The sequence below is a fragment of the Vibrio sp. Vb1980 genome (assembly GCF_033338615.1).
Classification (GTDB): Bacteria; Pseudomonadota; Gammaproteobacteria; order Enterobacterales; family Vibrionaceae; genus Vibrio; species Vibrio alginolyticus.
Genome location: NZ_JAWOSZ010000008.1, coordinates 94,406 through 119,485, shown reverse-complemented (window position 1 = coordinate 119,485; position 25,080 = coordinate 94,406). Strand labels below are relative to the sequence as shown.

The window sequence follows — 25,080 nt, the reverse complement described above, 5'->3', positions numbered from 1 at the left end:
GTAAGGATAAAACCATGAAAAAAATGACCATCAACGACCTAATCAAGTGGAAGCAAGAAGGTCGTAAATTTGCTACTTCAACCGCTTATGATGCGAGCTTTGCCCAACTGTTTGAAAGCCAAGAAATGCCAGTACTTCTTGTCGGTGATTCTCTAGGTATGGTTTTGCAAGGTCACAACGATACTCTGCCAGTAACGGTCGATGATATCGCTTACCATACTCGTTGCGTACGCGCTGGTAGCCCAAATTGTTTGTTGATGGCAGACATGCCATTCATGAGCTACACCACGCCAGAGCAAGCTTGCGAAAGTGCGGCTAAACTGATGCGTGCTGGTGCCAATATGGTAAAAATTGAAGGTGGTGACTGGCTTGTCGACACGGTGAAAATGCTCACTGAACGATCAGTTCCAGTTTGTGCTCATCTTGGTTTAACTCCTCAAGCTGTTAATATTTTTGGTGGTTACAAAATCCAAGGTCGCGATCAAGAAAAAGCAGACCGCATGGTAAAAGACGCATTAGCGCTGCAAGAAGCAGGCGCTCAAATCGTCTTACTAGAATGCGTACCAGCTGAGCTTGCTGAACGTATTACGCAAGTGCTTGACGTTCCTGTTATCGGTATTGGTGCAGGTAACGTAACAGATGGTCAAATTCTCGTGATGCATGATATGTTCGGTATTTCTGCCAACTACATGCCGAAATTCTCCAAAAACTTTCTTGCTGACACAGGTGATATGCGCAAAGCCGTTACTAAATACATTGAAGATGTAGCCAACGGTGTATTCCCAGACGACGCTCATACCATTGCCTAGAGGATAAATGCATGCAAACTTTTGCGGAAATCTCAGCAGTTCGTGAACACCTTAAAACCTTTAAACGTGAAGGTCGTAAAGTGGCGTTTGTCCCTACCATGGGCAACCTTCACGAAGGCCACTTAACTTTAGTGCGTAAAGCACGCGAATACGCTGATATCGTTGTCGTAAGCATCTTTGTTAATCCGATGCAGTTTGATCGTGCTGACGATTTAAATAATTACCCACGCACGCTAGAGGAAGACTTAAGCAAGTTAACCTCTGAAGGGGTCGATGTGGTATTTACGCCAACACCAGAAGTTATCTACCCTGAAGGTCTGGATAAGCAAACCTTCGTCGATGTCCCTGGCCTATCAACAATTCTCGAAGGCGCGTCTCGACCAGGTCATTTCCGTGGCGTGACGACGATTGTGAATAAGCTGTTTAACATCGTACAACCGGATGTCGCGTGCTTCGGCGAGAAGGACTTCCAACAACTTGCTGTTATCCGCAAGATGGTTGATGACCTAGCAATGGACATTGAAATCATCGGTGTACCAACCGTACGTGAAATGGACGGTTTAGCAATGAGTTCACGCAATGGCTTGCTTACGCTGGACGAGCGTCAACGCGCTCCTGTACTTGCTCGTACAATGCGTTGGATCAGTAGTGCCATTCGCGGTGGCCGCGATGACTACGCATCGATCATCGAAGATGCAAGCGACCAACTTCGAGCTGCAGGTCTGCACCCTGATGAGATCTTCATTCGTGATGCTCGTACATTACAAGTGATCACACCAGAAACGACACAAGCTGTTATTCTGATGTCTGCGTTCCTAGGCAAAGCTCGTCTTATCGATAACCAAACGGTAGATATGGTTGTCGAAACGAAGGAAGAAGCTGAATCTAACAATACAAACTCAGAGAACGCAGAGTAAGCTCTGAGCCATAAAAGTAAAAAGGTCGACTCTTAGTCGACCTTTTTTATACTCTACGTATAGACGCAATCTAACCCTTCAGGGCGAGTTTTAAACCGCTTGTGCAGCCACATCCACGCTGGAATATCACGTTTTATCATTTTCTCAAGCTCTTGGTTCAAGATGCTTGCCGCTTTAACCGCATTACGTCTCTCGAAACGCTCGCTAATGTCTTTTCCAATGTACAGCGTGTAATGGTGATTTTTACTCACTGTAACGCCAGATATAACCGCGCACTTTGTTGCATCAATGAGAACACTAGACCCGACGGTACTCGCCGCTTGTTCAACAGCAAAAAACGGCGCAAAAACAGAATGGCTAACGCCATAATCATGGTCGGGTAAATACCAAAGTCGATGACCATTCTTCAGAACTTTGAGCATTGATTTCACGTCTTTTCGATCAATCATTTGATGTCCAAAACGAGTTCGACCTCGATGTTGAATAAACTCATAAGCAGGATTCGAATTTGGGCGATAAACGCCATAACCTTGGGCAAACTGGCTAAAAATACGAGCGGTTATCTCCAAGTTTAAATGGTGACTGCACACCACCAACACACCACGTCCATTCTTTTCCTCAGCGAGTAAACGATCTTTTCCAACAATAGAGGTTATCCGACGTATCCGCCAATCTGGCCAAAACCAAGCGATACCGGTTTCGATGATCGCCATTCCAGTATATTGAAAGTTTTTTCGTACTACGTCCTTACATTGCCAATCCGTAAAATCAGGGAAACACAGCTGGAGATTACGCAGAGCGATCTTGTGTCGGCGCTTCATTACATGCATCGCAATACAGCCGATGCTTCTACCTAAGATTCGCAATACTACGTATGGCAGTACATTAACAAGAATCGCTAAAGATCCAAATGCCAGCCATACAGACCAATATTTGGGCTTAAGTAACTGATAGGAGAAAGGCGGCGGCGGGACAATATTCATAGGATCACTCATTTATTACAAATGATTGAAACCTACCATGATAAAAGCCGAAAAATTGTATGGGTATGTATTGTTATGCACGCGAAAGAGCAGCGTGAATCGCCGCTCTTTGCTTTATGAGAATGGCTTAGCTTCTTAGCCCAATCCCTTTGGTTACTAGATAATGCGCAATGGCATACAGTGCAACAACAAACACTGCAAGTACACTAAATGAAGTGACAATGCCCACATCCGAGACACCTAAAAAGCCGTAGCGGAACGCATTCACCATGTAGACGATTGGGTTGATCTTAGAAACGCCTTGCCAAAATTCAGGCAGCAGACTGATCGAATAAAAGACTCCTCCCAAGTAAGTTAAAGGAGTCAATACAAACGTAGGGATGATCGAAATATCATCAAACGTTTTTGCGTAAACCGCATTGATCAAGCCACCGAGAGCAAATACAACCGACGTCATGAAGACAGTCGCGACAATAATGCCCCAGTGCTCCACTTGCAAATCAACGAACAAAAGTGACACACAAGTAACAATTGCACCGACCAACAAACCTCGAGTCACGCCGCCCATCACATAGCCAGCAATAATCACATAGTTTGGTACCGGTGCCACCAGCAGTTCTTCAATATTCTTCTGTAGCTTTGCACTAAAGAATGACGACGCCACGTTCGAGTATGAGTTAGTGATCACCGACATCATGATCAAACCTGGAACAATGTACTCCATGTAACTAAAGCCGCTCATCTCACCAATTCGAGAGCCAATAAGATTGCCGAAAATGATGAAGTACAACGTCATCGTAATGGCTGGCGGCACTAAGGTTTGCACCCAAATACGTGTAAAACGAGTAACTTCTTTGCTCAGCAAGCTGCGAAATGCCGTCCAATATAAACCGTACATTTAATTACTCCCCTCTCTTACAATGCTGACAAACAACTCTTCAAGTCGGTTGGCTTTGTTACGCATTGAGAGAACTTTAATGCCATGCTCTGTTAACTGACTGAATACCGAATTCAATCCTTGGCTCTTATCTAGTTCTATCTCTAAAGAGCCATCAACAATACTTTGTCGATTAACACCTTCAAGCTCAGGCACCTCGACTTCTGACTCAATATCCAAGATAAATGTCTCGACGCTTAGCTTACCTAGTAACGCCTTCATGGTGGTATTTTCAATCAGCTCACCACGATTAATAATGCCGATATTTCGACACAGCATCTCCGCTTCTTCTAGGTAGTGTGTCGTTAAAATAATCGTAATTCCTTGCTCTTGGTTGATCTCTTTCAGAAACCCCCACATTGAGCGGCGTAGTTCAATATCCACTCCAGCCGTTGGTTCATCTAAAATGAGTAATTGCGGCTCGTGCATCAAAGCTCTTGCGATCATTAAACGACGCTTCATCCCACCGGATAGGTTACGAGCACGCTCTTGGCGTTTTTCCCATAAATCCAATTTTTTCAGGTATTTTTCTGCTCTTTCTTTGGCTAATACTTTAGACACACCGTAATAGCCAGCTTGCTGCATCACAATTTGCTCAACGGTTTCAAACTGGTTGAAGTTGAACTCCTGTGGCACCAAGCCTAAATTCTGCTTGGCCAATTCGAGGTCGGTATCAATGTCATAACCGAAAACTTTCGTCGTTCCGGAGGTTTTATTCACTAAGGAGGAAATGATGCCAATCGTGGTCGATTTTCCTGCACCATTGGGACCCAGAAGCGCGTAGAAGTCACCCTTTTTCACTTGGAGACTTATACCTTTTAACGCCTCAAAGCCACCTGCATACGTCTTGCGCAATTGTTCAATTTCTAATGCGTACATAAGGTCTTGATTGCCGTTTGTTTGTGATTACTAATACCGACTCATATTTAGCAGCGGTTTACTACAAAATCGCCTTGGGTATCGTACTGGAGGTCCATCAGTTTATCGTTGAATAACGATGATTACAAATAAACCTTTCGATAATATTGGAAATATAACCCTTACCTCGTAAAGGTTATCTCTAAGTAAGACAAAATAGAGCATAAAAAAACGCAACAGGAAACTGTTGCGTTTTTAACTGTCAGAATGATTACGCCGTTATGCGCTGATACTGGTCTGCCTCAACATGTGCCACCGCCGCATTCAATGCTTCGTAACGGAATTGGTACATATTTTCATCCGGGACAAGGTCAATCACATGGAATTTCTCTAGCTGTTCTCGTGTTCGCTCATTCGGGCATAATAAATACACGGCACAATTGGCATCGAGAGCATCCTTAATCGCATTCTCTAACGCCAAACCGACGGTTACATCAATCATTGGTACATCCGTAAGATCGAGAATCATCACGTCATAGTCCGAAATACTAGAGTGCTGACGTGAAATGGCTTTAGAAACACTAAAGATCATCGGACCGGAAAGATAAAAGAACAGCACTTTACCATTAGCACGATCCAACAAACCACGCTCGCTGTCAGTCAGCGGCACATCATCTTCATCCGCGTCGCTGATCGCTTTTACTTGTCGCGCCTGCTCTCGGCTCAAACGCTCGATGATGATAATGTTCGAGATAAAGACGCCTAAACCCACCGCAACGATAAGATCAACGAATACTGTAAGCAACATAACGCCATACATCACCGCCATTCCGGAAAAGCTTACCTTATGTGCCCTCTGAATAAAGCTCCAGTCTAGGATGTTAAAGCCAACATACACCGCAATGCCTGCTAACACAGCCATCGGGATTGGCTCTGTTAATCCGCCAGCAACCAGTACAACCAACGCCAACATTAGTGCACGAATCACACCAGATAATGGCGAACGAGCCCCAACTTGGATATTCGTTACCGTCCCCATGGTAGCCCCCGCCCCCGGCAGCGCACCAAACAAGCCTGAGATCATGTTAGCTAACCCTTGACCTCGCAGCTCTTTATCTGAGTCGTGTTCTTTACGAGTTAATGAGTCACCGATAACCGCCGTTAACAAAGTATCAATACAACCTAATGTGCCTAGCACTAATGCATCAATGACCATCTCGACAAACATATCTGTGTCAATATAAGGGGCGACGAGAGAAGGTAACCCAGCAGGAATTTCACCGATACGACGAATATCTTCTGTATCAAAGAGAATCACAGACAATAAAGTCACCGCGACCAATGCCACGAGCTGTGCAGGAACGTATTTACGATATTGCTTAGGGAAGAAAAAAAGAATCCCCAAAGTCAGTAGTCCCAAAAACAACTCACTGAACTTAAGGTTAGAAATGGTCTCCGGCAAAGCAGATAACGTTCCGAGTACTCCCCCTGAAGGCGCAGCATGCCCCATCAAAGGCGATAACTGCAGAATGATAAGAATCACACCTATGCCAGACATAAAACCGGAAATAACGCTGTAAGGCATCAAGGTAACGTATTTACCCAGTTTTAATGTCCCCAATAGGATTTGGAACGCGCCAGCCATCATGACAACCGTGAAAGTCATAGCCATGCCCGTTTCTGGGTATTTCGCCATCATACTGGTTAATACTGCGGTCATGATTACCGTCATTGGCCCTGTCGGTTCTGATATTAACGTATTAGAACCACCAAATAACGAGGCAAACAAACCGACCATTATTGCCCCCCAAAGGCCGGCCTCAGCCCCGGCTCCGGATGCAACACCAAACGCTAACGCCAGAGGGAGAGAGATAATCGCCGTGGTTACCCCGCCAAATACATCCCCTTTGAAATTGATATCTTCAAAACGACTACCGAACACTGCTGATTTTCCCTGCATTCAATTTTAAAAAGTAAAATATCACTACTTTAACGAGCTAGGCGAAAATTTAAACCATAAATAGATTAAGGCTAAATTCACACCACAAATAGTTTCACCAGATTTTACTTTTTTCTTAATGAAAACTAGTCAGATGAGTCCTATCTGACGAATATTTAACGAGATCGAAATTGTAACATTGTGTATAGTTACAACACTGATCGCTTGCATGTGCACACAAACAGCGGCAGCGATTTTGTCTTTTAAGGGAAGTAGTTTGCAAAATGCCGGAAATAAAACAGTTATTTGAAAACAATTCGAAATGGTCTCAAGAGATCAAATCTGATCGACCTGAATACTTCGCAAAACTCGCTGAGGGGCAAAAGCCTGATTTTCTTTGGATTGGCTGCTCTGATAGCCGCGTTCCTGCCGAGCGACTAACCGGGCTATACTCAGGTGAACTCTTTGTTCATCGGAATGTTGCAAACCAAGTTATCCATACTGATCTCAACTGTCTATCTGTCGTCCAGTACGCCGTAGACGTTCTTAAGGTTAAACACATCATTGTCTGTGGACACTATGGATGTGGTGGCGTAAATGCAGCCATTGATAACCCTAAGCTAGGTCTTATTAATAATTGGCTGTTACATATCAGAGATATCTATTTCAAATACCGCACATACCTAGATCAAATGCCGCAACAAGATCGAGCGGATAAACTAGGCGAGCTTAATGTTGCAGAGCAAGTGTACAACTTGGGTAACTCAACCATCCTGCAAAACGCTTGGGAGCGTGGGCAAGATGTTGAAATTCATGGTGTGGTATACGGAATTGAAGATGGTCGCTTAGAGTACTTAGGCATTCGTTCTAACTCTAAGGAAACCGTAGAAGCGTCTTACCAGAAAGCTCTTTCGACGATTCTAAATACAGACAACAAGCTCCTTTGTCGCTAAGTCATATCTAAAAGTTGAACGAAAAACGCCCATCTTAGATGGGCGTTTTTTATATTTTTAATGCTGAACTCAATGATTATTCTTGAGGTACAACTTTACCGATGTATGGTAAGTGGCGGTATTTCTGCGCGTAATCAATACCCACCCCAACGACAAATTCATCTGGAATTTCGAAACCAATCCAATCCACAGGAACATTCACTTCACGACGAGATGGCTTATCTAGGAGCGTACAAATAGCGATAGACTTCGGCTCACGTAGCGAAAGAATCTCACGGATTTTATTTAGTGTGTTACCAGTGTCAATGATGTCTTCAACAAGCAGAATGTCTTTACCTTTGATGTCATCATCCAAATCTTTCAAGATACGAACGTCACGTGAGCTTTCCATCGTATTGCCGTAGCTTGACGCAGTCATAAAATCAACTTGGTGAGTCAGTTCGATAGCACGTGCCAAGTCTGCCATAAATACAAATGAGCCACGCAATAAGCCTACCAACACAAGATCTTCACTACCTTGATAACGCTCTGTAATTTGTTTGCCTAATTCACGAACTCGCTCCTGAACTTCTTGCTCAGAAATCATGACTTCTATTGTATGTTTCATACTGTGCTCAATCTAAATTTGTGGGTTGAGGTAAGTCGCACGCAAACGATCACCTAATCTTACGGCGTGTAGTGTATCACCACGTTCATTGGGTTGAAAGTCGCATCCTGTTGCCAAAAAATCTTGGAAGAAGGTCTTAGTTTTATAAAGTTCATAGCTAAATTTATCAATAATAATGACATTACTGTATATAAATTGTTCTACAGATGTTGACCTTGTGCATATGCACCATTACACTCATCACTGCTTTAAGCAACTATTAAAATAATCAATTAGGGGGTTACCCCCAATATCAACTCAAATGGCAAGGAAAATGGATATGGACTCAATTGCAAAGAGACCTAGAACTAGGCTTTCTCCAATTAAGCGTAAGCAACAGTTAATGGAAATCGCATTGGAAGTATTTGCGCGCCGCGGCATCGGTCGTGGTGGTCACGCAGATATCGCAGAAATTGCTCAAGTTTCTGTAGCGACTGTTTTTAACTACTTCCCTACACGCGAAGACTTGGTGGATGAAGTTCTCAATCACGTCGTACGTCAGTTCTCAAACTTCCTATCGGATAACATAGACCTAGACTTACATGCACGTGAAAACATCGCCAATATTACTAATGCGATGATCGAGCTTGTCAGCCAAGATTGTCACTGGCTAAAAGTATGGTTCGAGTGGAGTGCTTCAACACGTGACGAAGTATGGCCATTGTTTGTTTCAACTAACCGTACTAACCAGTTGCTGGTACAAAACATGTTCATTAAAGCAATTGAACGTGGCGAAGTGTGTGACCAGCACGATTCAGAACACTTGGCAAACCTGTTCCACGGTATTTGTTACTCACTGTTTGTCCAAGCGAACCGCGCTAAAGGTGAAGCGGAGCTGAAACATCTAGTGAATTCATACTTAGATATGCTTTGCATTTACAACCGTGAACACTAAAGCTTAGCTCGTAATATATGTCAGCCCACCGTTTGGTGGGCTTTTTATTGTCTGCTGTCAGCTAAGCACACATTTATATTTCTATATAACAAGCATAAAAAAACCGCTGCAATGCAGCGGCTTCTATCATTCAGTCAGAAAAAGCTTACTTCTTCTTAACTGCTTTTTTGTTTGGCAGGTCAGTGATTGAACCTTCAAATACTTCAGCAGCCAGACCTACAGACTCGTGTAGAGTTGGGTGAGCGTGGATAGTCAGAGCGATATCTTCTGCATCACAGCCCATCTCAATTGCAAGGCCGATTTCACCAAGTAGTTCACCACCGTTAGTACCAACGATAGCACCACCGATTACGCGGTGAGTTTCTTTGTCGAAGATTAGCTTAGTCATACCGTCTGCACAGTCAGATGCGATTGCACGACCTGATGCTGCCCATGGGAATGTTGCTACTTCGTACTTGATGCCTTCTTCTTTCGCTTCTTTTTCAGTCTTACCAACCCAAGCCACTTCTGGCTCAGTGTACGCAATTGAAGGGATAACTTTAGGGTCGAAGTAGTGCTTCTTACCAGAGATAACTTCAGCAGCTACGTGACCTTCATGCACACCTTTGTGAGCAAGCATTGGTTGACCAACGATATCACCGATCGCGAAGATGTGAGGAACGTTAGTACGCATTTGCTTATCAACGTTGATGAAGCCGCGCTCGTCAATTTCTAGACCCGCTTTTTCACCGTCGATTAGCTTACCATTTGGTACACGACCGATAGCAACTAGAACCGCATCGTAACGCTCAGCTTCAGCTGGCGCTTTCTTGCCTTCCATTGAAACGTAGATACCGTCTTCTTTTGCTTCAACTGCTGTTACTTTCGTTTCTAGCATTAGCTTGAACTTGTCTTTGATACGCTTAGTAAATACTTTCACGATATCTTTGTCTGCTGCAGGAATTACCTGGTCAAACATTTCAACAACTTCAACTTTAGAACCTAGAGAGTGGTAAACCGTACCCATTTCTAGACCGATGATACCACCGCCCATGATAAGCAGTTTTTCTGGCACTTCTTTTAGTTCAAGAGCGTCAGTAGAGTCCCAAATACGTGGGTCTTCATGCGGGATAAATGGCAGTTTGATTGGACGAGAACCAGCCGCAACGATTGCGTTATCAAAGTTAACAACTGTTGGCTCACCTTCGCCTTCTACAAGGATAGAGTTAGGGCCAGTGAACTTACCGTAACCGTTAACTACTGTTACGTTACGCATCTTAGCCATACCGCTTAGGCCGCCAGTTAGTTGGTTAACAACTTTTTCTTTCCAGATGCGGATTTTGCTGATGTCTGTTTGAGGCTCACCGAACACAACGCCGTGGTCCGCCATCGCTTTCGCTTCTTCAATTACTTTAGAAACGTGAAGCAGTGCTTTAGATGGGATACAACCCACGTTCAGACATACACCGCCAAGCGTGCTGTAACGTTCAACTAGTACAGTTTCAAGACCTAAGTCCGCACAACGGAATGCAGCGGAGTAACCAGCAGGACCAGAACCAAGTACAACAACTTGGGCTTTAATTTCTTTGCTCATTTTGACCTCTTGTAGTCATTATCCCTAACAGGCTGAGTGGGTATCGATTTTTTATGTTTAAGAGAGATTTGTTTTAAACAGTTATTTTCAGACCGCTAACAGTTTACAGAGATGTTAATGGTGTGAAAAGTAAATCAATTTAGCCTGTGAGCTAGACAACAATTCGATTGTGAAAACCCTGAACGAAGCAAGGCTGATAACCAAATTGTCGGTAATTATGATTAGCAGAGGCGGCTAAGTTGCCGCCTCTCATTCATCTAATTTCTATTACAGAACTAGACGACGAATGTCAGATAGACATGAGTTTAGGTAAGTGATGAAGCGCGCACCTTCAGCACCATCGATCACACGGTGGTCGTATGATAGAGACAGTGGAAGTTGTAGACGCGGTTCGAACTCTTTACCGTTCCATACCGGTTTCATTTCTGACTTAGACACACCTAGGATACCAACTTCTGGTGCGTTTACGATTGGAGTAAACGCTGTACCGCCGATACCGCCTAGGCTAGAGATAGTGAAACAGCCACCTTGCATGTCAGCCGCAGTTAGCTTACCAGCACGTGCTTTCTTAGAAACCGCCATTAGCTCTTCAGATAGCTCGTAGATGCCTTTCTTGTTCACGTCTTTAAATACAGGAACAACTAGACCGTTTGGTGTATCTACCGCGATACCAACATTCACGTATTTCTTCAGAATTAGGCTCTCACCGTCTTCTGATAGAGAAGAGTTGAACGCTGGGAACGCTTCAAGCGCTTTAGCTACCGCTTTCATGATGAACACAAGTGGTGTGATCTTCATGCCAGTGTCTTTCTTCGCTTCAATCGCGTTTTGCTCTTTACGGAATGCTTCAAGAGCCGTGATGTCTGCGTTATCCCACTGTGTAACGTGCGGGATCATTACCCAGTTACGGTGTAGGTTTGCGCCAGAGATCTTCTTAATGCGAGATAGCGGTTGAACTTCTGTCTCACCAAACTTGCTGAAGTCCACTTTTGGCCATGGTAGTAGACCAAGAGCCGCGCCGTCGCCTTTGCCAGATGCTGCTGCACCTGCGCCAGACTCAAGACGCTTAAGTGCATCTTTCACGTAAGCTTGAACGTCTTCTTTTAGGATACGGCTCTTACGACCAGAACCTTTAACCTTAGAAAGATTAACGCCAAATTCACGCGCTAGACGACGAACAACTGGAGACGCGTGAGCGTACTCATCGTTTTCTTTGAAATCGCCAGTCGCTGCTGGAGCTGCTGCCGCTGGAGCTTCTGCTTTAGGAGCTGGAGCTGCAGGTGCTGCCGCTTGAGCTGGAGCTGCTGCAGGAGCAGGTGCTGCGCCCGCCACTTCGAATACCATGATTAGTGAGCCAGTAGACACTTTGTCGCCAGCTGCAATCTTGATTTCTTTAACTGTGCCAGCGAATGGTGCAGGAACTTCCATAGAAGCTTTGTCACCTTCAACAGTGATTAGAGATTGCTCTTCTTCCACTGTGTCGCCAACCGCAACCATGATCTCAGTAACTTCAACTTCGTCGCCGCCGATATCTGGAACGTTCACTTCTTTTGCCGCAGACGCTGCTGGAGCTGCTGCCGCAGGAGCTTCAGCTGCCGCTGGTGCTGCTGGAGCGCCTGAACCTGCTGTTTCGAATACCATGATAAGTGAGCCAGTCGATACTTTATCGCCTGCTGCAACTTTGATCTCTTTTAGAGTACCTGCGAATGGCGCTGGAACTTCCATAGAAGCTTTGTCGCCTTCAACAGTTAGAAGAGATTGCTCTTCTTCGATGCTGTCGCCAACGGCAACCATGATTTCAGTAACTTCTACTTCATCACCACCGATGTCTGGTACGTGAACTTCTTTTAGTTCTGCCGCTGCTGCTGGAGCTGGAGCCGCTGCTGGAGCTGCTTCTGCCGCAGGAGCAGGTGCAGCGTCAGCTGCACCCTCGGCTTCGAAAATCATGATTAGAGAACCAGTAGAAACCTTGTCGCCTTCTGCAACTTTGATTTCTTTAACGATACCCGCTTGAGAAGCAGGAACTTCCATAGAAGCTTTATCGCCTTCAACTGTGATCAGAGATTGCTCTTCTTCAACCTTGTCGCCAACGCTTACAAGAATCTCAGTAACTTCAACCTCATCCGCACCGATGTCTGGTACATTAATTTCGATTGCCATTTCTTATCTACCTTCTTAATTAAGCGTATAGCGGGTTTGTTTTCTCTGTGTCGATGTCGAATTTCTTAATTGCTTCTGCAACTACAGATTTCTCAACTTCGCCACGTTTCGCTAGTTCAGTTAGCGCTGCTACTACTACGTAACCTGCGTTCACTTCGAAGTGACGACGTAGGTTTTCACGGCTGTCTGAACGACCGAAGCCATCAGTACCAAGAACTTTGAAAGACTCAGCAGGAATGTATGCACGAACCTGCTCTGCGTAGTTCTTCATGTAGTCAGTTGCTGCGATAGCAGGTTCAGTACCCATTACTGTTTGGATGTAAGGTACTTTCGCTTCCGCTTCTGGGTGAAGCATGTTGAAACGCTCTGCATCTTGGCCATCGCGAGTTAGTTCGTTGAATGACGTTACAGAGTAAACATCAGAAGCAACACCGTAATCTTCGCTTAGGATTTGAGCTGCTTTACGTACTTCATTCATGATAGTACCAGAGCTCATTAGCTGAACTTTCGCTTTGTCGCCCGTGTAAGTTTCTAGCTTGTAGATACCTTTACGGATGCCTTCTTCAGCGCCTTCTGGCATTGCTGGCATTGCGTAGTTTTCGTTCATTAGCGTTAGGTAGTAGAACACGTTTTCTTGTTCTGGACCGTACATGCGACGGATACCGTCTTGCATGATTACAGCTACTTCGTACGCGAACGTTGGGTCGTAAGAAATACAGTTAGGAACCGTACCCGCCAAAATGTGCGAGTGGCCGTCTTCGTGCTGTAGACCTTCACCGTTCAACGTTGTACGACCCGCAGTTGCACCTAGTAGGAAACCACGTGCTTGTTGGTCACCAGCCATCCACGCCATGTCGCCAACACGTTGGAAGCCGAACATTGAGTAGTAGATGTAGAACGGAATCATTGGTAGGTCGTTTGTCGAGTATGAAGTCGCAGCAGCAACCCATGAAGACATAGCACCTAGCTCGTTGATACCTTCTTGTAGAACCTGACCTGAAGTCGCTTCTTTGTAGTAAGAAACAACGCCACGGTCTTCTGGTGTGTATGTTTGGCCGTGCGGGTTGTAGATACCGATTTGACGGAACAGACCTTCCATACCGAATGTACGTGCTTCGTCAGCAATGATAGGAACGATGTTCTTACCAATGTTCTTGTTCTTAAGTAGAACGTTTAGTGCACGTACGAATGCCATAGTAGAAGATATATCACGCTTCTGTTCTTCTAGTAGTGGCTTGAATTCTTCTAGCTCAGGAACGATGAATTCTTGAGTGAATTTTGGTAGACGCTGTGGCGTGTAGCCGTGTAGCGCTTTACGACGAGCGTGTAGGTATTCGTACTCTTTTGAACCTTCTTCAAGTTTCAGGTACGGAAGTTCTTTCACTGCTTCGTCAGTTAGGATGTCTTGAAGACCTAGACGATCACGTAGGTGTAGTACGTGAGTCATGTCCATCTTCTTAACTTGGTGCGCGATGTTCTTACCTTCAGCCGCTTCACCCATGCCGTAACCTTTAACAGTCTTAGCTAGGATTACTGTTGGACGACCTTTAGTTTCTGCCGCGTTTTTGTATGCCGCGTATAGCTTAGAAGACTCGTGACCACCACGCTTAAGTGCGAAGATTTCGTCATCAGTCATGTCAGCAACAAGTGCAGCTGTCTCTGGGTACTTACCAAAGAAGTGCTCACGTACGTACGCGCCATCTTTTGATTTGAATGTTTGGTAGTCGCCGTCGATCGTTTCATTCATAAGCTGTAGAAGCTTACCAGTCGTATCTTTAGCTAGTAGTGAATCCCAGTTGTTACCCCAGATTACTTTCACTACGTTCCAACCAGCACCTTTGAACAGACCTTCAAGTTCTTGAATGATCTTACCGTTACCCATTACAGGGCCATCTAGACGCTGTAGGTTACAGTTGATTAGGAAGCATAGGTTATCTAGTTTCTCACGCGCAGCAAAAGAGATAGCACCACGTGATTCTGGCTCATCCATCTCACCGTCACCTAGGAACGCGTAAACGCGCTGCTCTGAAGTATCTTTAAGACCACGGCCTTCTAGGTACTTAAGGAAACGGGCTTGGTAGATAGAAGCGATTGGACCTAGGCCCATCGATACTGTCGGGAACTGCCAGAATTCAGGCATCAGTTTAGGGTGCGGGTATGAAGGAATACCTTTGCCGTCTACTTCTTGACGGAAGTTGTCTAGCTGCTCTTCAGTTAGACGACCTTCAACGAATGCACGTGAGTAGATACCTGGTGAAATGTGACCTTGGTAGTAAACTAGGTCGCCACCATCCTTCTCGTTTGGTGCACGGAAGAAGTGGTTGAAACATGTCTCGTAGAACGCAGCAGAAGACTGGAAAGACGCCATGTGGCCGCCTAGCTCTAGGTCTTTCTTAGATGCACGTAGAACGATCATGATAGCGTTCCAACGAATAATTGAGCGAATACGACGCTCAAGTGTTGTGTCACCTGGGTATGCTGGTTCTTGGTCTGCAGGAATCGTGTTGATGTAGTTAGTTGTGATACCTGTTGGCATATCAACACCGTCTAGACGTGCTTTATCTAGAACTTGCTCTAATAGGAATTGAGCACGCTCTAGACCTTCTTCACGTACAACTGACTCAAGCGCTTGTAGCCATTCTTGAGTTTCCAGTGCATCTACGTCATGCTTCATATCAGACATGGCGATCTATCCTTCTGTTGGTTGGATCTACTTATTTAAGTAACGCTCTTACGAGTCATTACCCTGCTGAATTCGACGTAGAGAACGCTCTCGTCGAGACTCTTCTCGAGTCAAATCCAACAATGTTTCTTCGATGTAAGCCAAGTGCGAGTGGGACATTTCTCGCGCCTTTTCAGGCTGACCAGAAACAATCGCATCCACGATATTGGCTCGGTGTTTACTGACTTTCTCGACCGCTTCTGGGCGGCGACGTAGTAATTTAAAATTTTGTAGAATATTTTGCTCAAGCAAAGGTGCTAAGCTTCGAACAATGTGCAACAAAACCACGTTGTGCGCGGCCTCTGTCAAAGCGATCAAAAATTGCATTACTTCCGCAGATTCAGCTTCGATATCGTTGTTTGCTTGCTCTTGGCTAATGCGCTCAAGGCAACCTTGAATACGCGCAAAATCTTCTTCGGTACCACGTAAAGCTGCAAAGTAGGCTGAAATTCCTTCCATCGCATGACGAGACTCAAGCACATCAAGCTGGGTTTCAGAATGACTAGACAACAAATTCAACAAGGGATCTGAAAAGCTCTTCCAGATATTCTCACTTACGAATGTTCCGCCACCTTGGCGACGAGTCAACAAACGCTTCGCTTCCAAGCGTTGAATGGCTTCTCGGACTGAAGGACGAGACACATCGAACTGTTTTGCCAGTTCACGCTCTGGAGGCAGTTGTTGCCCCGGAGACAATGTTCCTTCCACTATCAACCTTTCTAACTCTTGTTCTATAACATCAGAGAGTTTTGGCTGACGAATCCTTTGATAAGCCATAATTTATTGTTCTTCTACTCTTGCAGGTAATTGGTAATACCAATTTTAAGTTGGTGCAGAAATTAACATAATTAAAACGCCACTGTCCAGCCGAAAATTGACCTAAATCATAGAACGAGCTTACTTCCAACACTCTGATAACAATCGACTGTTAAAACAGCAATAGAATTGGTATGACCAATTACATAAAGCATACAAATGGGAAGTCGACGTGCTAGCAGTTTTGGAAAAGAAATACAGAAAATGACAAAATTATCAGTCTATTTATTCACCAAAACGGCATGTACGAGCGTAAAAATGTAGTTAACTTTTAACAATCATTAATATTTCTGGTATCAAAAAAAGGCATACCTGATCGTATGCCTTATTTATTTCGCTTTTTTGAATTTACACTTTCGCTACAAATCAACGCTGTATAAGCAGTCTATATTTCACCCAATCAAAGCTTAGACCAGGATCGCTTTTTCTCAAGGGCGCAATATATTGATGACCGGTAATTCGTGGCGGGGTGATTTGAGGATAAGATTGCATAATCACCTCAGTTATCTCTGCAAGTGATTGATATTGCGCTTCTGTGTAGGCAGTAAATTCTGTCCCTTCAAGCTCGATACCAATGGAATAGTCATTACAACGCTCCCTGCCCGCGAAACTGGATTGACCGGCATGCCATGCTCTATCGAGAAAAGAAACAAATTGAACAACCTCGCCGTTTCTCTTAATCAAGCAATGTGCAGAAACGCCCATTTTGTGAATAACTTCAAAAAATGGATGTTCACTTGGGTCTAGCTTGCCAGTGAAGAAGTCCTCTATATATGGTCCACCAAACTGCCCAGGAGGCAAACTGATATTGTGTACCACCAGCAGAGAGATGTCGTTTATATCAGAGCGGGCATCAAAAAATGGTGACGGAACATGCTTTGCTTGTGTCAGCCAGCCATTCTCGATAATTGGGCGCATATCAACCTCTCTACTTTGCAAATTAACTGCTGAAATTATTGACACCGGAGAGTATCATTCGTTGCCATCTCCCTTTCAAGACAAGATTTGCGATGAAGAACACACACAACATTCAAGAACGCTTAGAATACCTTAAACAACAACTCCCTTTAGAGATCACTCGCTCTGTCGCTGATACCTTAAAAGAAGATCTAGGTGGCAGTGTCGACGCAGATAACGACATTACTGCATCTTTGATCCCTGCCGAGGCGGTTAATACCGCAACGATTATTACTCGTGAGCATGGTGTGTTCTGTGGTCAAGCATGGGCTGATGAAGTTTTTAAACAGCTCGGTGGCAAGGTCAGCATTGAATGGCACGTAAAGGACGGAGATAAAGTCGAACCTAACCAAACCCTTTGCACGCTGACAGGCCCTGCTCGTGACTTGTTAACTGGTGAGCGTAACGCAATGAATTTCATCCAAACGTTGTCTGGCTGCGCAACAGTTACCGCAGAGTACGCTGAAAAAATCGCGCATACTGAGTGTCGTCTACTAGACACACGCAAAACCATTCCTGGTCTGCGTAGCGCACTAAAATACGCCGTGACGTGTGGTGGTGGCTTTAACCATCGCATCGGCGTGTTCGACGCTTACCTCATTAAAGAAAACCACATTATTGCTTGTGGTGGCATCACTCAAGCCATCCAAAAAGCGAAAGAGCTTAACCCAGGCAAACCGGTAGAAGTAGAAACGGAAAGCTTAGAAGAGTTGAAACAAGCGATAGAGGCTGGTGCCGACATCATCATGCTCGATAACTTCACAAAAGAAATGATGCGTGAAGCCGTAGCGATTAACGCAGGTCGTGCCGCTTTAGAGAACTCCGGCAACATTACGCTAGAGACCATCGCAGAATACGCAGAAACCGGTGTCGATTACATTTCGGTAGGCGCGTTGACTAAGCATTTAAAAGCGATGGATCTTTCGATGCGCTTCAAATAATAAAAGCAACACAATCTAAATTACTTCAACCAACTCAGTGAGTTGTGAGTGATTCATCATTAAAAAGGGCCAATAGGCCCTTTCTTTTTATCCATTAAAAAAATAGTACTACTCGCAAAACTCTGCATGCAATATGCAACTTTCTACCAAAGAGTTTTATCTCACTCGAGAGCCCACCCCTTCCCCATTTTCAACCCACCTTAACTCTCCATAATCTTTCGCCAATGCAAGAGCATTATTAATTTTTAGGAAAGGGTTAAAAATGAAAAACAGTAAACAGAAAAAACAACAGGGTTTTACTCTGATTGAATTAATGATTGTGGTGGCCGTTATTGGTGTTTTAGCGGCAATTGCACTTCCTCAATATCAAAAGTACGTTGCGAAAAGTGAAGTGGCATCGGTATTAGCAACTCTGACTGGAGCTAAAACAAATGTTGAAGCATTTACTGTAGAAACAGGACAATTCCCAGCTGCTGGCCAAGAAACAGCGCTAGGTGTACCTGTAATGCCTTTAGGTACCGTAGCATTTGCTCAGGATACCACGAACGTCGATGCGGGAACTGTAACATTCACTTTTGATGCAGCCGGAAACGATGCTAGTACACTTGTTGCGGGCCATACCGTTGTTCTTACTAGAACTTCAAATACAGGTGCATGGGCTTGTACATCAGACATTCCTGCAGTTGAACAATTGTTACCTAAAACATGCACTGGTGCATAATACGTGCAAAGTAACCTCTCAACAATTCTTCGTCAGGTCGGATTACTCACCTTTTCCCAAGAAGAATCGTTACTTGAGCAAGTCAAAGCTTCTGGCATTTCGATGCCGGAAGCTTTACTCAGTTCTGGATTATTTACATCAAGCGAACTCGCTGATCACTTAAGTTCTCTCTTTGGTTTAAATCAGCCCGAGTTATCTCAGTATGAGTACGCCTCACTTTGTCAACAACTCGGTCTACGTGAATTAATCACACGGCATAACGCACTCCCACTCCAGCGTACGTCTTCAACGTTATTACTCGCCGTTGCCGACCCCACCAACCAACAAGCAGAAGATGATTTTCGCTTTGCCACTGGTTTACAGGTTGAATTGGTCTTGGGGGAACTTAGTCAACTCAGCGCGGCAATTCGACGCTTGTATGGTCGTTCATTGAGTCATGAGAAGTCCGGGTTAAAAGAGATCAACCAAGAAGAGTTAGCCAATCTGGTTGATGTGGGCGCAGATGAAATCGACAACATTGAAGACTTGAGCCAAGACGAGTCGCCCGTCAGCCGTTACATAAACCAAATTCTGCTGGACGCTGTGCGCAAAGGCGCATCCGATATCCACTTTGAACCTTATGAAAAGATGTACCGCGTGCGCCTACGCTGTGATGGCATCTTAATTGAAACACAGCAGCCACCAAGCCACTTAAGTCGCCGCTTATCCGCTCGTATCAAAATCCTCTCTAAACTTGATATTGCAGAGCGACGTTTACCACAAGATGGGCGTATTAAGCTCAAGTTGAATCAAGACACCGCAATTGATATGCGTGTATCCACGCTGCCTACTCTATTTGGAGAGAAAATTGTACTACGACTGCTCGACAGCAGCTCTGCATCATTGGATATCGACAAGCTTGGTTATAGTGAACAACAAAAACAATTGTACTTGGATGCGCTGCGTCGCCCACAAGGCATGATTCTGATGACAGGCCCAACCGGGAGCGGAAAAACCGTATCTCTGTACACTGGGCTGAGTATCCTCAATAAGCCAGAAATCAACATTTCCACGGCAGAAGACCCAGTAGAAATTAACTTATCGGGCATTAACCAAGTTCAAGTTCAGCCTAAGATTGGTTTTGGTTTTGCCGAAGCACTGCGCTCTTTCTTGCGTCAAGACCCCGATGTGGTAATGGTCGGTGAGATTCGTGACTTAGACACTGCGGAAATAGCCATAAAAGCATCGCAAACCGGTCACTTAGTACTTTCAACCTTACATACCAATTCTGCGGCTGAAACGGTTATTCGTTTATCAAACATGGGCGTAGAAAGCTTTAACTTGGCCTCATCTCTTAGTTTGATTATTGCCCAGCGCTTAGCCCGTAAACTGTGCTCGCACTGCAAACAATCACAAGAGCTTACCGTTCAGCTACAACATCTCGGAATTCAAGCAAGCGACAACATTTTTAAAGCCAATCCCGATGGATGCAATGAGTGTACCCATGGTTATTCCGGCCGAACGGGGATTTATGAAGTGATGCGCTTTGATGAATTTCTTTCCGAAGCGCTTATTAAAGGTGCCTCGGTACATGAACTAGAAAAACTCGCCATCGCAAATGGTATGAGCACGTTACAAATGTCGGGCATAGAAAAACTCAAACAAGGGATCACAAGTTTTAGTGAACTACAGCGCGTACTTTATTTTTAATCCTTTAATCAGCAGTCACCTCTATGAAAAGCACTACACCACAACTTAAAAACTTCCGCTGGAAAGGCATCAACAGTTCAGGCAAAAAGACGTCTGGACAAACCCTCGCGATGACAGAAATTGAAGTACGCGAGCGTCTAGACGCACAGCACATCAAGATCAAGAAGTTAAAGAAAAGCAGTATCTCGTTTCTCACCAAACTCAGCCATCGCGTGAAAGGCAGAGACATCACGGTGTTCACCCGTCAGATTTCGACGATGTTGATAACTGGTGTGCCGTTAGTTCAGGCTTTAAAATTGGTCTCAGAAAACAATAAAAAAGCAGAGATGAAATCCATTTTGATGAGCGTGACACGCGCCGTTGAAGCCGGTACGCCCATGTCAAAAGCCATGCGCACTGCAAGTGAACACTTTGACCCACTCTATACCGACCTTATCGCAACAGGTGAGCAATCCGGTAACTTAGCGGAAGTGTTCGAGCGCTTAGCCACCTACCGAGAAAAAAATGAGCAGCTTCGTGCGAAAGTGATCAAAGCACTGATTTACCCAGCCATGGTAGTGCTAGTAGCGTTAGGCGTGTCGTTTATCATGCTCACCAAAGTCATTCCCGAGTTCGAAAAAATGTTTGTTGGTTTTGGTGCTGACTTACCTTGGTTTACCAGGCAAGTGTTAGATCTTTCCGCCTGGACACAAAACTGGAGTCCGTTTATCGCACTAGGCTCCATTAGTTTATTCACCTCGGCGAGAATCCTCTCTAAGCGTTCAGATTCTTTTCGCTTAATGCTCAACCGCTCTGTGCTTAAATTTCCTGTTCTGGGCCCTGTATTATCAAAAGCCGCTATCGCCAAATTTAGTCGAACACTCGCCACAAGCTTTACAGCGGGTATTCCAATTCTAACCAGTTTAAAAACCACATCAAAAACCTCAGGAAACTTACACTATCAACTCGCCATAGAAGAAGTTTACCGTGATACCGCCGCAGGTATGCCAATGTATGTAGCCATGCGCAACTGTAATGTGTTCCCTGAATTGGTGTTACAAATGGTTATGATCGGTGAAGAGTCTGGTCGACTTGACGACATGCTCAATAAAGTTGCAACGATCTACGAGTTTGAAGTCGATAACACCGTCGACAACCTTAGTAAAATTCTAGAGCCACTAATTATCGTTTTTTTAGGTATCGTTGTTGGCGGATTAGTGACAGCAATGTACTTGCCAATCTTTAACTTAATGAGTGTATTGGGCTAGAATGGGCTGTTAACTCCTTTAAAACAGCATCTTGCTGATTTCACTCATCGCTCAAGAGACAAATATGGAAGTATTCCAGTACTACCCTTGGCTATTCGTTGTATTTGCCACCATCTTCGGTCTGATCGTGGGTAGCTTCCTCAATGTGGTTATTTATCGACTACCTAAAATCATGGAACTAGAATGGCGACGCGAATGTGCCGAGTCATTTCCTGAATACAAAATAGAACCTCCTAAAGAAGTGCTGACCTTGAGCGTTCCACGCTCCTCCTGCCAGAAATGCGCAACACCGATACGTATTCGCGACAACATTCCTGTGATTAGCTGGCTGCTTTTAAAAGGCAAATGTCACAACTGTCAGGCAACCATTAGTGCACGCTATCCACTGATTGAACTGCTCACCGCGTTCTGTTCAGGCTTTATCGCTTATTACTTTGGTTTTAGTTACTTTACCGTTGCCCTACTCTTTTTTACTTTTATCTTAATCGCCGCAACATTTATCGATCTCGATACTATGTTGTTACCTGACCAATTAACATTACCATTAACTTGGGCTGGCATTGCCTTAGCATTAGTCGAAATAAGTCCTGTTACTCTACAAGATTCTGTCATTGGTGCTATTGCTGGTTACCTATGTCTCTGGTCCGTTTACTGGGGCTTTAAGCTACTTACTGGTAAAGAAGGAATGGGGTATGGTGATTTTAAACTACTGGCGGCACTAGGAGCTTGGCTAGGTTGGCAGTCACTGCCGATGATCATTCTACTTTCTTCTGTGGTTGGCATCGTATTTGGCATCATTCAACTACGCTTGCAAAAGCAGGGAATTGAAAAAGCTTTCCCTTTCGGTCCTTACTTAGCAATTGCTGGTTGGATAAGCTTAATTTGGGGCGACCAGATTTTAAACTGGTACTTTACTTCAGTTCTAGGAGTGTAAATGGCTTTGGTTATTGGTTTAACAGGCGGTATCGCTAGTGGAAAAACAACCGTCGCGAATCTGTTCAAACAACAATTTAAAATCGATATCGTCGATGCCGACATTGTAGCAAGAGAAGTTGTCGAGCCAGGTACTCCCGGCCTAAACGCGATTATTGAACACGTTGGTCACGATATCGTACGTGAAGACCAAACTTTAGATCGCGCAAAGCTGAGAGAAAAAATCTTTTCGAATTCAGATGAAAAAGCATGGCTCAATGCACTGTTGCACCCGATAATTCGTGAAAAGATGATCGAAGATTTGCAGCAAGTCACTTCAGAGTATGCGTTACTTGTGGTGCCGTTGCTCGTAGAAAACAAGCTAGATAGTTTGTGTGATCGCATTCTTGTCGTCGATGTAGAACCGAATACACAGATATCTCGCACGATGAAACGAGACAATGTGAGTGAAGATCAAGTTCGCGCCATCCTTGCCTCTCAAGCATCAAGAGAGCAAAGGCTCGCGCTTGCAGACGATGTGGTTAAGAATAATCCAAGTGACCCTGATCTTTTGCTTCAAATCACAGATTTGCACGAAAAGTACCTAGCCATGTGTAAGAAAAATCTGCGAAAATAGGAACGAAACTCACAAAGGCTTATGTCGATGACCACGCACAAATTTGAACATCCGTTAAATGAGAAAACTCGTATTTATCTAAGAGTGGAGTCTCTGCTGCGTCAGGCTCACTTGGCCTCTGGGTTTAGCGAAAATCATCAGTATCAACTGTTTTTCCGTGCGTTATTCGATATGGTTGAGATCTTCGAACAAATCCAACTGAAAAGTGAACTGGCTAAAGATCTTGAGAAGCAACGGCTGTCGTACCGCCATTGGCTAAATGTTGATGGTGTCGATCAAGACGCATTAAATACCCTACTACAAGAGATAGATGTCGTTCATAGCCAACTAATGGGTGCTGAACGTTTTGGCCAAGCATTAAAAGAAGATCGCTTCTTAAGCTCTATCCGCCAACGCTTTAATCTACCGGGTGGTTCATGCTGTTTTGATCTGCCAGCATTACACTACTGGCTTCATCTACCTATTGAACGTAAAAAGCGTGATGCACAACAGTGGCAAGCAAGCTTAAAGCCCTTATCTGATGCGCTTTCGTTATGGTTAAAGCTCACTAGAGAGACCGGACATTTCAAAGCTCAAATCGGTCGTGCAGGTTTCTTCCAAAGCGACGCTGATGAAGCCAACATTCTAAGACTTCACATCCCAATGGAATATGGCGTTTATCCTATGATTTCAGGTCATAAAAATCGCTTTGCGATCAAGTTCATGTCGTTTGAAAACGGTCAAGCATGCACACAAGATATTGAATTTGAACTTGCTGTTTGCAGCTAAGACGACACTACGCCTCGCCTCCATAATCTAAAATTCAACGCTTTATTGCGCTTATATTTGATAAAATTTCGTAGCAGCAATAGCGCGTTGAATAAGCCATCTTTAATTCGTTTAGGTATACTACCCTTTAACACCAATTAGTAATGGGACGCTCAACTATGTCTAAAGTTACCATCGTTCAATGCCCACAATGTGGCGCCGACGTAGAATGGGGAGAACAAAGTCCTCATCGCCCTTTCTGCAGTAAACAATGCCAAATGATTGATTTTGGTGAATGGGCAGATGAAGAAAACACCATCCCAGGCGCACCCGATATGTCCGATAGTGATGGCTGGTCTGAAGACCAGTATTAAATTGAGACCTAGGGTAAAGGAATACCCTAGGTTCCTTCTTGGGGAACCGAATCACGCTCCGTCGTCGCTGTCCAGAATGACGAATTTGAACCTCAGTGCTATATAATCTTTGACCATCATTTTCCGTCATTCCGAGGAGCCATAGCGACATCAGGAATCTACTCATAGCAAGGATGAAGCTAACAACGTAAACACTTGCATGCTCGACTAGTAGATTCTGAATCACGCTCCTTCGTCGCTGTCCAGAATGACGAATTTTAACCACGGTACTCTGTAATCTTTGACCATCATTTACTGTCATTCCGAGGAGCCATAGCGACATTAAGAATCTACTAACAGCAAGGATGAAGCTAACAACTTAAACACTTACATTCTCAACTAGTAGATTCTGAATCACGCTCCTTCGTCGCTATCCAGAATGACGAATTTTAACCACAGTACCCAGTAATATTTGATCATCATTTCCCGTCATTCCGAGGAGCCATAGCGACATCAGGAATCTACTCATAGCAAGGATGAAGCTAACAACTTAAACAATTGCATGCTCGACTAGTAGATTCTGAATCACGGTCCTTCGTCGCTATCCAGAATGACGAATTTTAACCACAGTACCCAGTAATATTTGATCATCATTTCCCGTCATTCCG

The 25,080-nt window shown here is 44.4% G+C and carries 22 protein-coding genes; 12 read left to right on the top strand and 10 right to left on the bottom strand.

Going from position 1 to position 25,080, the window contains the following annotated elements; all coding sequences use genetic code 11:
* Positions 1-14 precede the first annotated feature (14 nt).
* Positions 15-809 carry a 3-methyl-2-oxobutanoate hydroxymethyltransferase gene (gene panB / locus R7F64_RS14130; protein WP_318071805.1) on the top strand — a complete coding sequence of 265 codons (795 nt, stop codon included), beginning with the start codon at positions 15-17 and terminating at the stop codon, positions 807-809.
* Between the two features lie 11 nt (positions 810-820).
* Complete coding sequence (gene panC / locus R7F64_RS14125) at positions 821-1,726, top strand: pantoate--beta-alanine ligase (RefSeq protein WP_065274834.1); 906 nt, start codon at positions 821-823, stop codon at positions 1,724-1,726.
* Between the two features lie 53 nt (positions 1,727-1,779).
* Here the strand turns inward: panC and R7F64_RS14120 are convergent, their stop codons facing one another.
* The 4 genes from R7F64_RS14120 to R7F64_RS14105 all read right to left on the bottom strand — a co-directional run bounded on the left by R7F64_RS14120 (position 1,780) and on the right by R7F64_RS14105 (position 6,446).
* A complete protein-coding gene (locus R7F64_RS14120) occupies positions 1,780-2,709 on the bottom strand; it encodes a Kdo(2)-lipid IV(A) acyltransferase (RefSeq protein ID WP_053304122.1) in 930 nt (309 codons plus the stop codon).
* 127 nt (positions 2,710-2,836) lie between these two features.
* Positions 2,837-3,607 carry an ABC transporter permease gene (locus R7F64_RS14115; protein WP_005386598.1) on the bottom strand — a complete coding sequence of 257 codons (771 nt, stop codon included), beginning with the start codon at positions 3,605-3,607 and terminating at the stop codon, positions 2,837-2,839.
* Positions 3,608-4,525: an ABC transporter ATP-binding protein gene (locus tag R7F64_RS14110; RefSeq protein WP_005380000.1), complete on the bottom strand. Its 918-nt coding sequence runs from the start codon at positions 4,523-4,525 to the stop codon at positions 3,608-3,610. It abuts the gene before it with no gap.
* Positions 4,526-4,775: 250 nt separating this feature from the next.
* Positions 4,776-6,446 carry a SulP family inorganic anion transporter gene (locus R7F64_RS14105; protein ID WP_005379997.1) on the bottom strand — a complete coding sequence of 557 codons (1,671 nt, stop codon included), beginning with the start codon at positions 6,444-6,446 and terminating at the stop codon, positions 4,776-4,778.
* Positions 6,447-6,727: 281 nt separating this feature from the next.
* Between R7F64_RS14105 and can the strand changes: the two genes are divergently transcribed.
* A complete protein-coding gene (can, locus tag R7F64_RS14100) occupies positions 6,728-7,396 on the top strand; it encodes a carbonate dehydratase (protein WP_213907281.1) in 669 nt (222 codons plus the stop codon).
* Positions 7,397-7,472: 76 nt separating this feature from the next.
* On the opposite strand, the gene hpt is transcribed toward can, so the two are convergent.
* Positions 7,473-8,003 (bottom strand): hypoxanthine phosphoribosyltransferase, encoded by a 531-nt coding sequence (gene hpt / locus R7F64_RS14095; RefSeq protein ID WP_005379995.1) that lies wholly within the window; start codon positions 8,001-8,003, stop codon positions 7,473-7,475.
* 319 nt (positions 8,004-8,322) lie between these two features.
* On the opposite strand from hpt, the gene opaR reads away from it, so the two are divergent.
* A complete protein-coding gene (opaR, locus tag R7F64_RS14090) occupies positions 8,323-8,937 on the top strand; it encodes a transcriptional regulator OpaR (protein WP_005379994.1) in 615 nt (204 codons plus the stop codon).
* A gap of 145 nt (positions 8,938-9,082) precedes the next feature.
* On the opposite strand, the gene lpdA is transcribed toward opaR, so the two are convergent.
* The 5 genes from lpdA to ampD all read right to left on the bottom strand — a co-directional run bounded on the left by lpdA (position 9,083) and on the right by ampD (position 17,126).
* Positions 9,083-10,510: a dihydrolipoyl dehydrogenase gene (lpdA, locus tag R7F64_RS14085; RefSeq protein WP_005379993.1), complete on the bottom strand. Its 1,428-nt coding sequence runs from the start codon at positions 10,508-10,510 to the stop codon at positions 9,083-9,085.
* A gap of 267 nt (positions 10,511-10,777) precedes the next feature.
* Positions 10,778-12,670 (bottom strand): pyruvate dehydrogenase complex dihydrolipoyllysine-residue acetyltransferase, encoded by a 1,893-nt coding sequence (aceF, locus tag R7F64_RS14080; RefSeq protein ID WP_005396678.1) that lies wholly within the window; start codon positions 12,668-12,670, stop codon positions 10,778-10,780.
* 19 nt (positions 12,671-12,689) lie between these two features.
* The gene (gene aceE, locus R7F64_RS14075; protein ID WP_005386612.1) at positions 12,690-15,353 is read right to left on the bottom strand and encodes a pyruvate dehydrogenase (acetyl-transferring), homodimeric type; all 2,664 of its coding nucleotides are present in this window, start codon (positions 15,351-15,353) and stop codon (positions 12,690-12,692) included.
* Positions 15,354-15,401: 48 nt separating this feature from the next.
* Positions 15,402-16,169 carry a pyruvate dehydrogenase complex transcriptional repressor PdhR gene (gene pdhR / locus R7F64_RS14070; protein WP_005379989.1) on the bottom strand — a complete coding sequence of 256 codons (768 nt, stop codon included), beginning with the start codon at positions 16,167-16,169 and terminating at the stop codon, positions 15,402-15,404.
* Positions 16,170-16,574: 405 nt separating this feature from the next.
* Entirely contained in the window at positions 16,575-17,126 is a 552-nt protein-coding gene (ampD, locus tag R7F64_RS14065) for a 1,6-anhydro-N-acetylmuramyl-L-alanine amidase AmpD (RefSeq protein ID WP_025768186.1), read from the bottom strand.
* Between the two features lie 92 nt (positions 17,127-17,218).
* On the opposite strand from ampD, the gene nadC reads away from it, so the two are divergent.
* The 8 genes from nadC (at position 17,219) to yacG (ending at position 24,433) form a co-directional block, all read left to right on the top strand.
* Positions 17,219-18,106: a carboxylating nicotinate-nucleotide diphosphorylase gene (gene nadC, locus R7F64_RS14060; RefSeq protein ID WP_047102656.1), complete on the top strand. Its 888-nt coding sequence runs from the start codon at positions 17,219-17,221 to the stop codon at positions 18,104-18,106.
* Between the two features lie 262 nt (positions 18,107-18,368).
* Positions 18,369-18,827, top strand: a complete 459-nt coding sequence (locus R7F64_RS14055) for a pilin (RefSeq protein WP_047102657.1) — start codon at positions 18,369-18,371, stop codon at positions 18,825-18,827.
* A 3-nt stretch (positions 18,828-18,830) separates the two neighbouring features.
* Positions 18,831-20,516: a type IV-A pilus assembly ATPase PilB gene (pilB, locus tag R7F64_RS14050; RefSeq protein ID WP_047102658.1), complete on the top strand. Its 1,686-nt coding sequence runs from the start codon at positions 18,831-18,833 to the stop codon at positions 20,514-20,516.
* Positions 20,517-20,539: 23 nt separating this feature from the next.
* Complete coding sequence (locus tag R7F64_RS14045) at positions 20,540-21,763, top strand: type II secretion system F family protein (RefSeq protein WP_047102659.1); 1,224 nt, start codon at positions 20,540-20,542, stop codon at positions 21,761-21,763.
* Between the two features lie 64 nt (positions 21,764-21,827).
* Positions 21,828-22,697, top strand: coding sequence for a prepilin peptidase (locus R7F64_RS14040; RefSeq protein ID WP_017635919.1), 870 nt, complete (start codon positions 21,828-21,830; stop codon positions 22,695-22,697).
* Positions 22,698-23,312, top strand: a complete 615-nt coding sequence (gene coaE, locus R7F64_RS14035) for a dephospho-CoA kinase (protein ID WP_318071804.1) — start codon at positions 22,698-22,700, stop codon at positions 23,310-23,312.
* A gap of 27 nt (positions 23,313-23,339) precedes the next feature.
* Positions 23,340-24,080: a cell division protein ZapD gene (zapD, locus tag R7F64_RS14030; protein WP_005373086.1), complete on the top strand. Its 741-nt coding sequence runs from the start codon at positions 23,340-23,342 to the stop codon at positions 24,078-24,080.
* Positions 24,081-24,238: 158 nt separating this feature from the next.
* Positions 24,239-24,433 carry a DNA gyrase inhibitor YacG gene (yacG, locus tag R7F64_RS14025; protein ID WP_017635922.1) on the top strand — a complete coding sequence of 65 codons (195 nt, stop codon included), beginning with the start codon at positions 24,239-24,241 and terminating at the stop codon, positions 24,431-24,433.
* Positions 24,434-25,080: the final 647 nt, after the last annotated feature.

Excerpts from the sequence above, each read along its gene's own strand:
- R7F64_RS14110 (WP_005380000.1), bottom strand. The coding sequence starts at position 4,525 with ATGTACGCATTAGAAATTGAACAATTGCGCAAGACGTATGCAGGTGGC.
- aceE (WP_005386612.1), bottom strand. The coding sequence starts at position 15,353 with ATGTCTGATATGAAGCATGACGTAGATGCACTGGAAACTCAAGAATGG.
- aceF (WP_005396678.1), bottom strand. The coding sequence starts at position 12,670 with ATGGCAATCGAAATTAATGTACCAGACATCGGTGCGGATGAGGTTGAA.
- coaE (WP_318071804.1), top strand. The coding sequence starts at position 22,698 with ATGGCTTTGGTTATTGGTTTAACAGGCGGTATCGCTAGTGGAAAAACA.
- R7F64_RS14045 (WP_047102659.1), top strand. The coding sequence starts at position 20,540 with ATGAAAAGCACTACACCACAACTTAAAAACTTCCGCTGGAAAGGCATC.
- R7F64_RS14115 (WP_005386598.1), bottom strand. The coding sequence starts at position 3,607 with ATGTACGGTTTATATTGGACGGCATTTCGCAGCTTGCTGAGCAAAGAA.
- pdhR (WP_005379989.1), bottom strand. The coding sequence starts at position 16,169 with ATGGCTTATCAAAGGATTCGTCAGCCAAAACTCTCTGATGTTATAGAA.
- panB (WP_318071805.1), top strand. The coding sequence starts at position 15 with ATGAAAAAAATGACCATCAACGACCTAATCAAGTGGAAGCAAGAAGGT.
- ampD (WP_025768186.1), bottom strand. The coding sequence starts at position 17,126 with ATGCGCCCAATTATCGAGAATGGCTGGCTGACACAAGCAAAGCATGTT.
- R7F64_RS14055 (WP_047102657.1), top strand. The coding sequence starts at position 18,369 with ATGAAAAACAGTAAACAGAAAAAACAACAGGGTTTTACTCTGATTGAA.
- nadC (WP_047102656.1), top strand. The coding sequence starts at position 17,219 with ATGAAGAACACACACAACATTCAAGAACGCTTAGAATACCTTAAACAA.
- lpdA (WP_005379993.1), bottom strand. The coding sequence starts at position 10,510 with ATGAGCAAAGAAATTAAAGCCCAAGTTGTTGTACTTGGTTCTGGTCCT.
- can (WP_213907281.1), top strand. The coding sequence starts at position 6,728 with ATGCCGGAAATAAAACAGTTATTTGAAAACAATTCGAAATGGTCTCAA.
- yacG (WP_017635922.1), top strand. The coding sequence starts at position 24,239 with ATGTCTAAAGTTACCATCGTTCAATGCCCACAATGTGGCGCCGACGTA.
- hpt (WP_005379995.1), bottom strand. The coding sequence starts at position 8,003 with ATGAAACATACAATAGAAGTCATGATTTCTGAGCAAGAAGTTCAGGAG.
- R7F64_RS14120 (WP_053304122.1), bottom strand. The coding sequence starts at position 2,709 with ATGAATATTGTCCCGCCGCCGCCTTTCTCCTATCAGTTACTTAAGCCC.
- opaR (WP_005379994.1), top strand. The coding sequence starts at position 8,323 with ATGGACTCAATTGCAAAGAGACCTAGAACTAGGCTTTCTCCAATTAAG.
- zapD (WP_005373086.1), top strand. The coding sequence starts at position 23,340 with ATGACCACGCACAAATTTGAACATCCGTTAAATGAGAAAACTCGTATT.
- panC (WP_065274834.1), top strand. The coding sequence starts at position 821 with ATGCAAACTTTTGCGGAAATCTCAGCAGTTCGTGAACACCTTAAAACC.
- R7F64_RS14040 (WP_017635919.1), top strand. The coding sequence starts at position 21,828 with ATGGAAGTATTCCAGTACTACCCTTGGCTATTCGTTGTATTTGCCACC.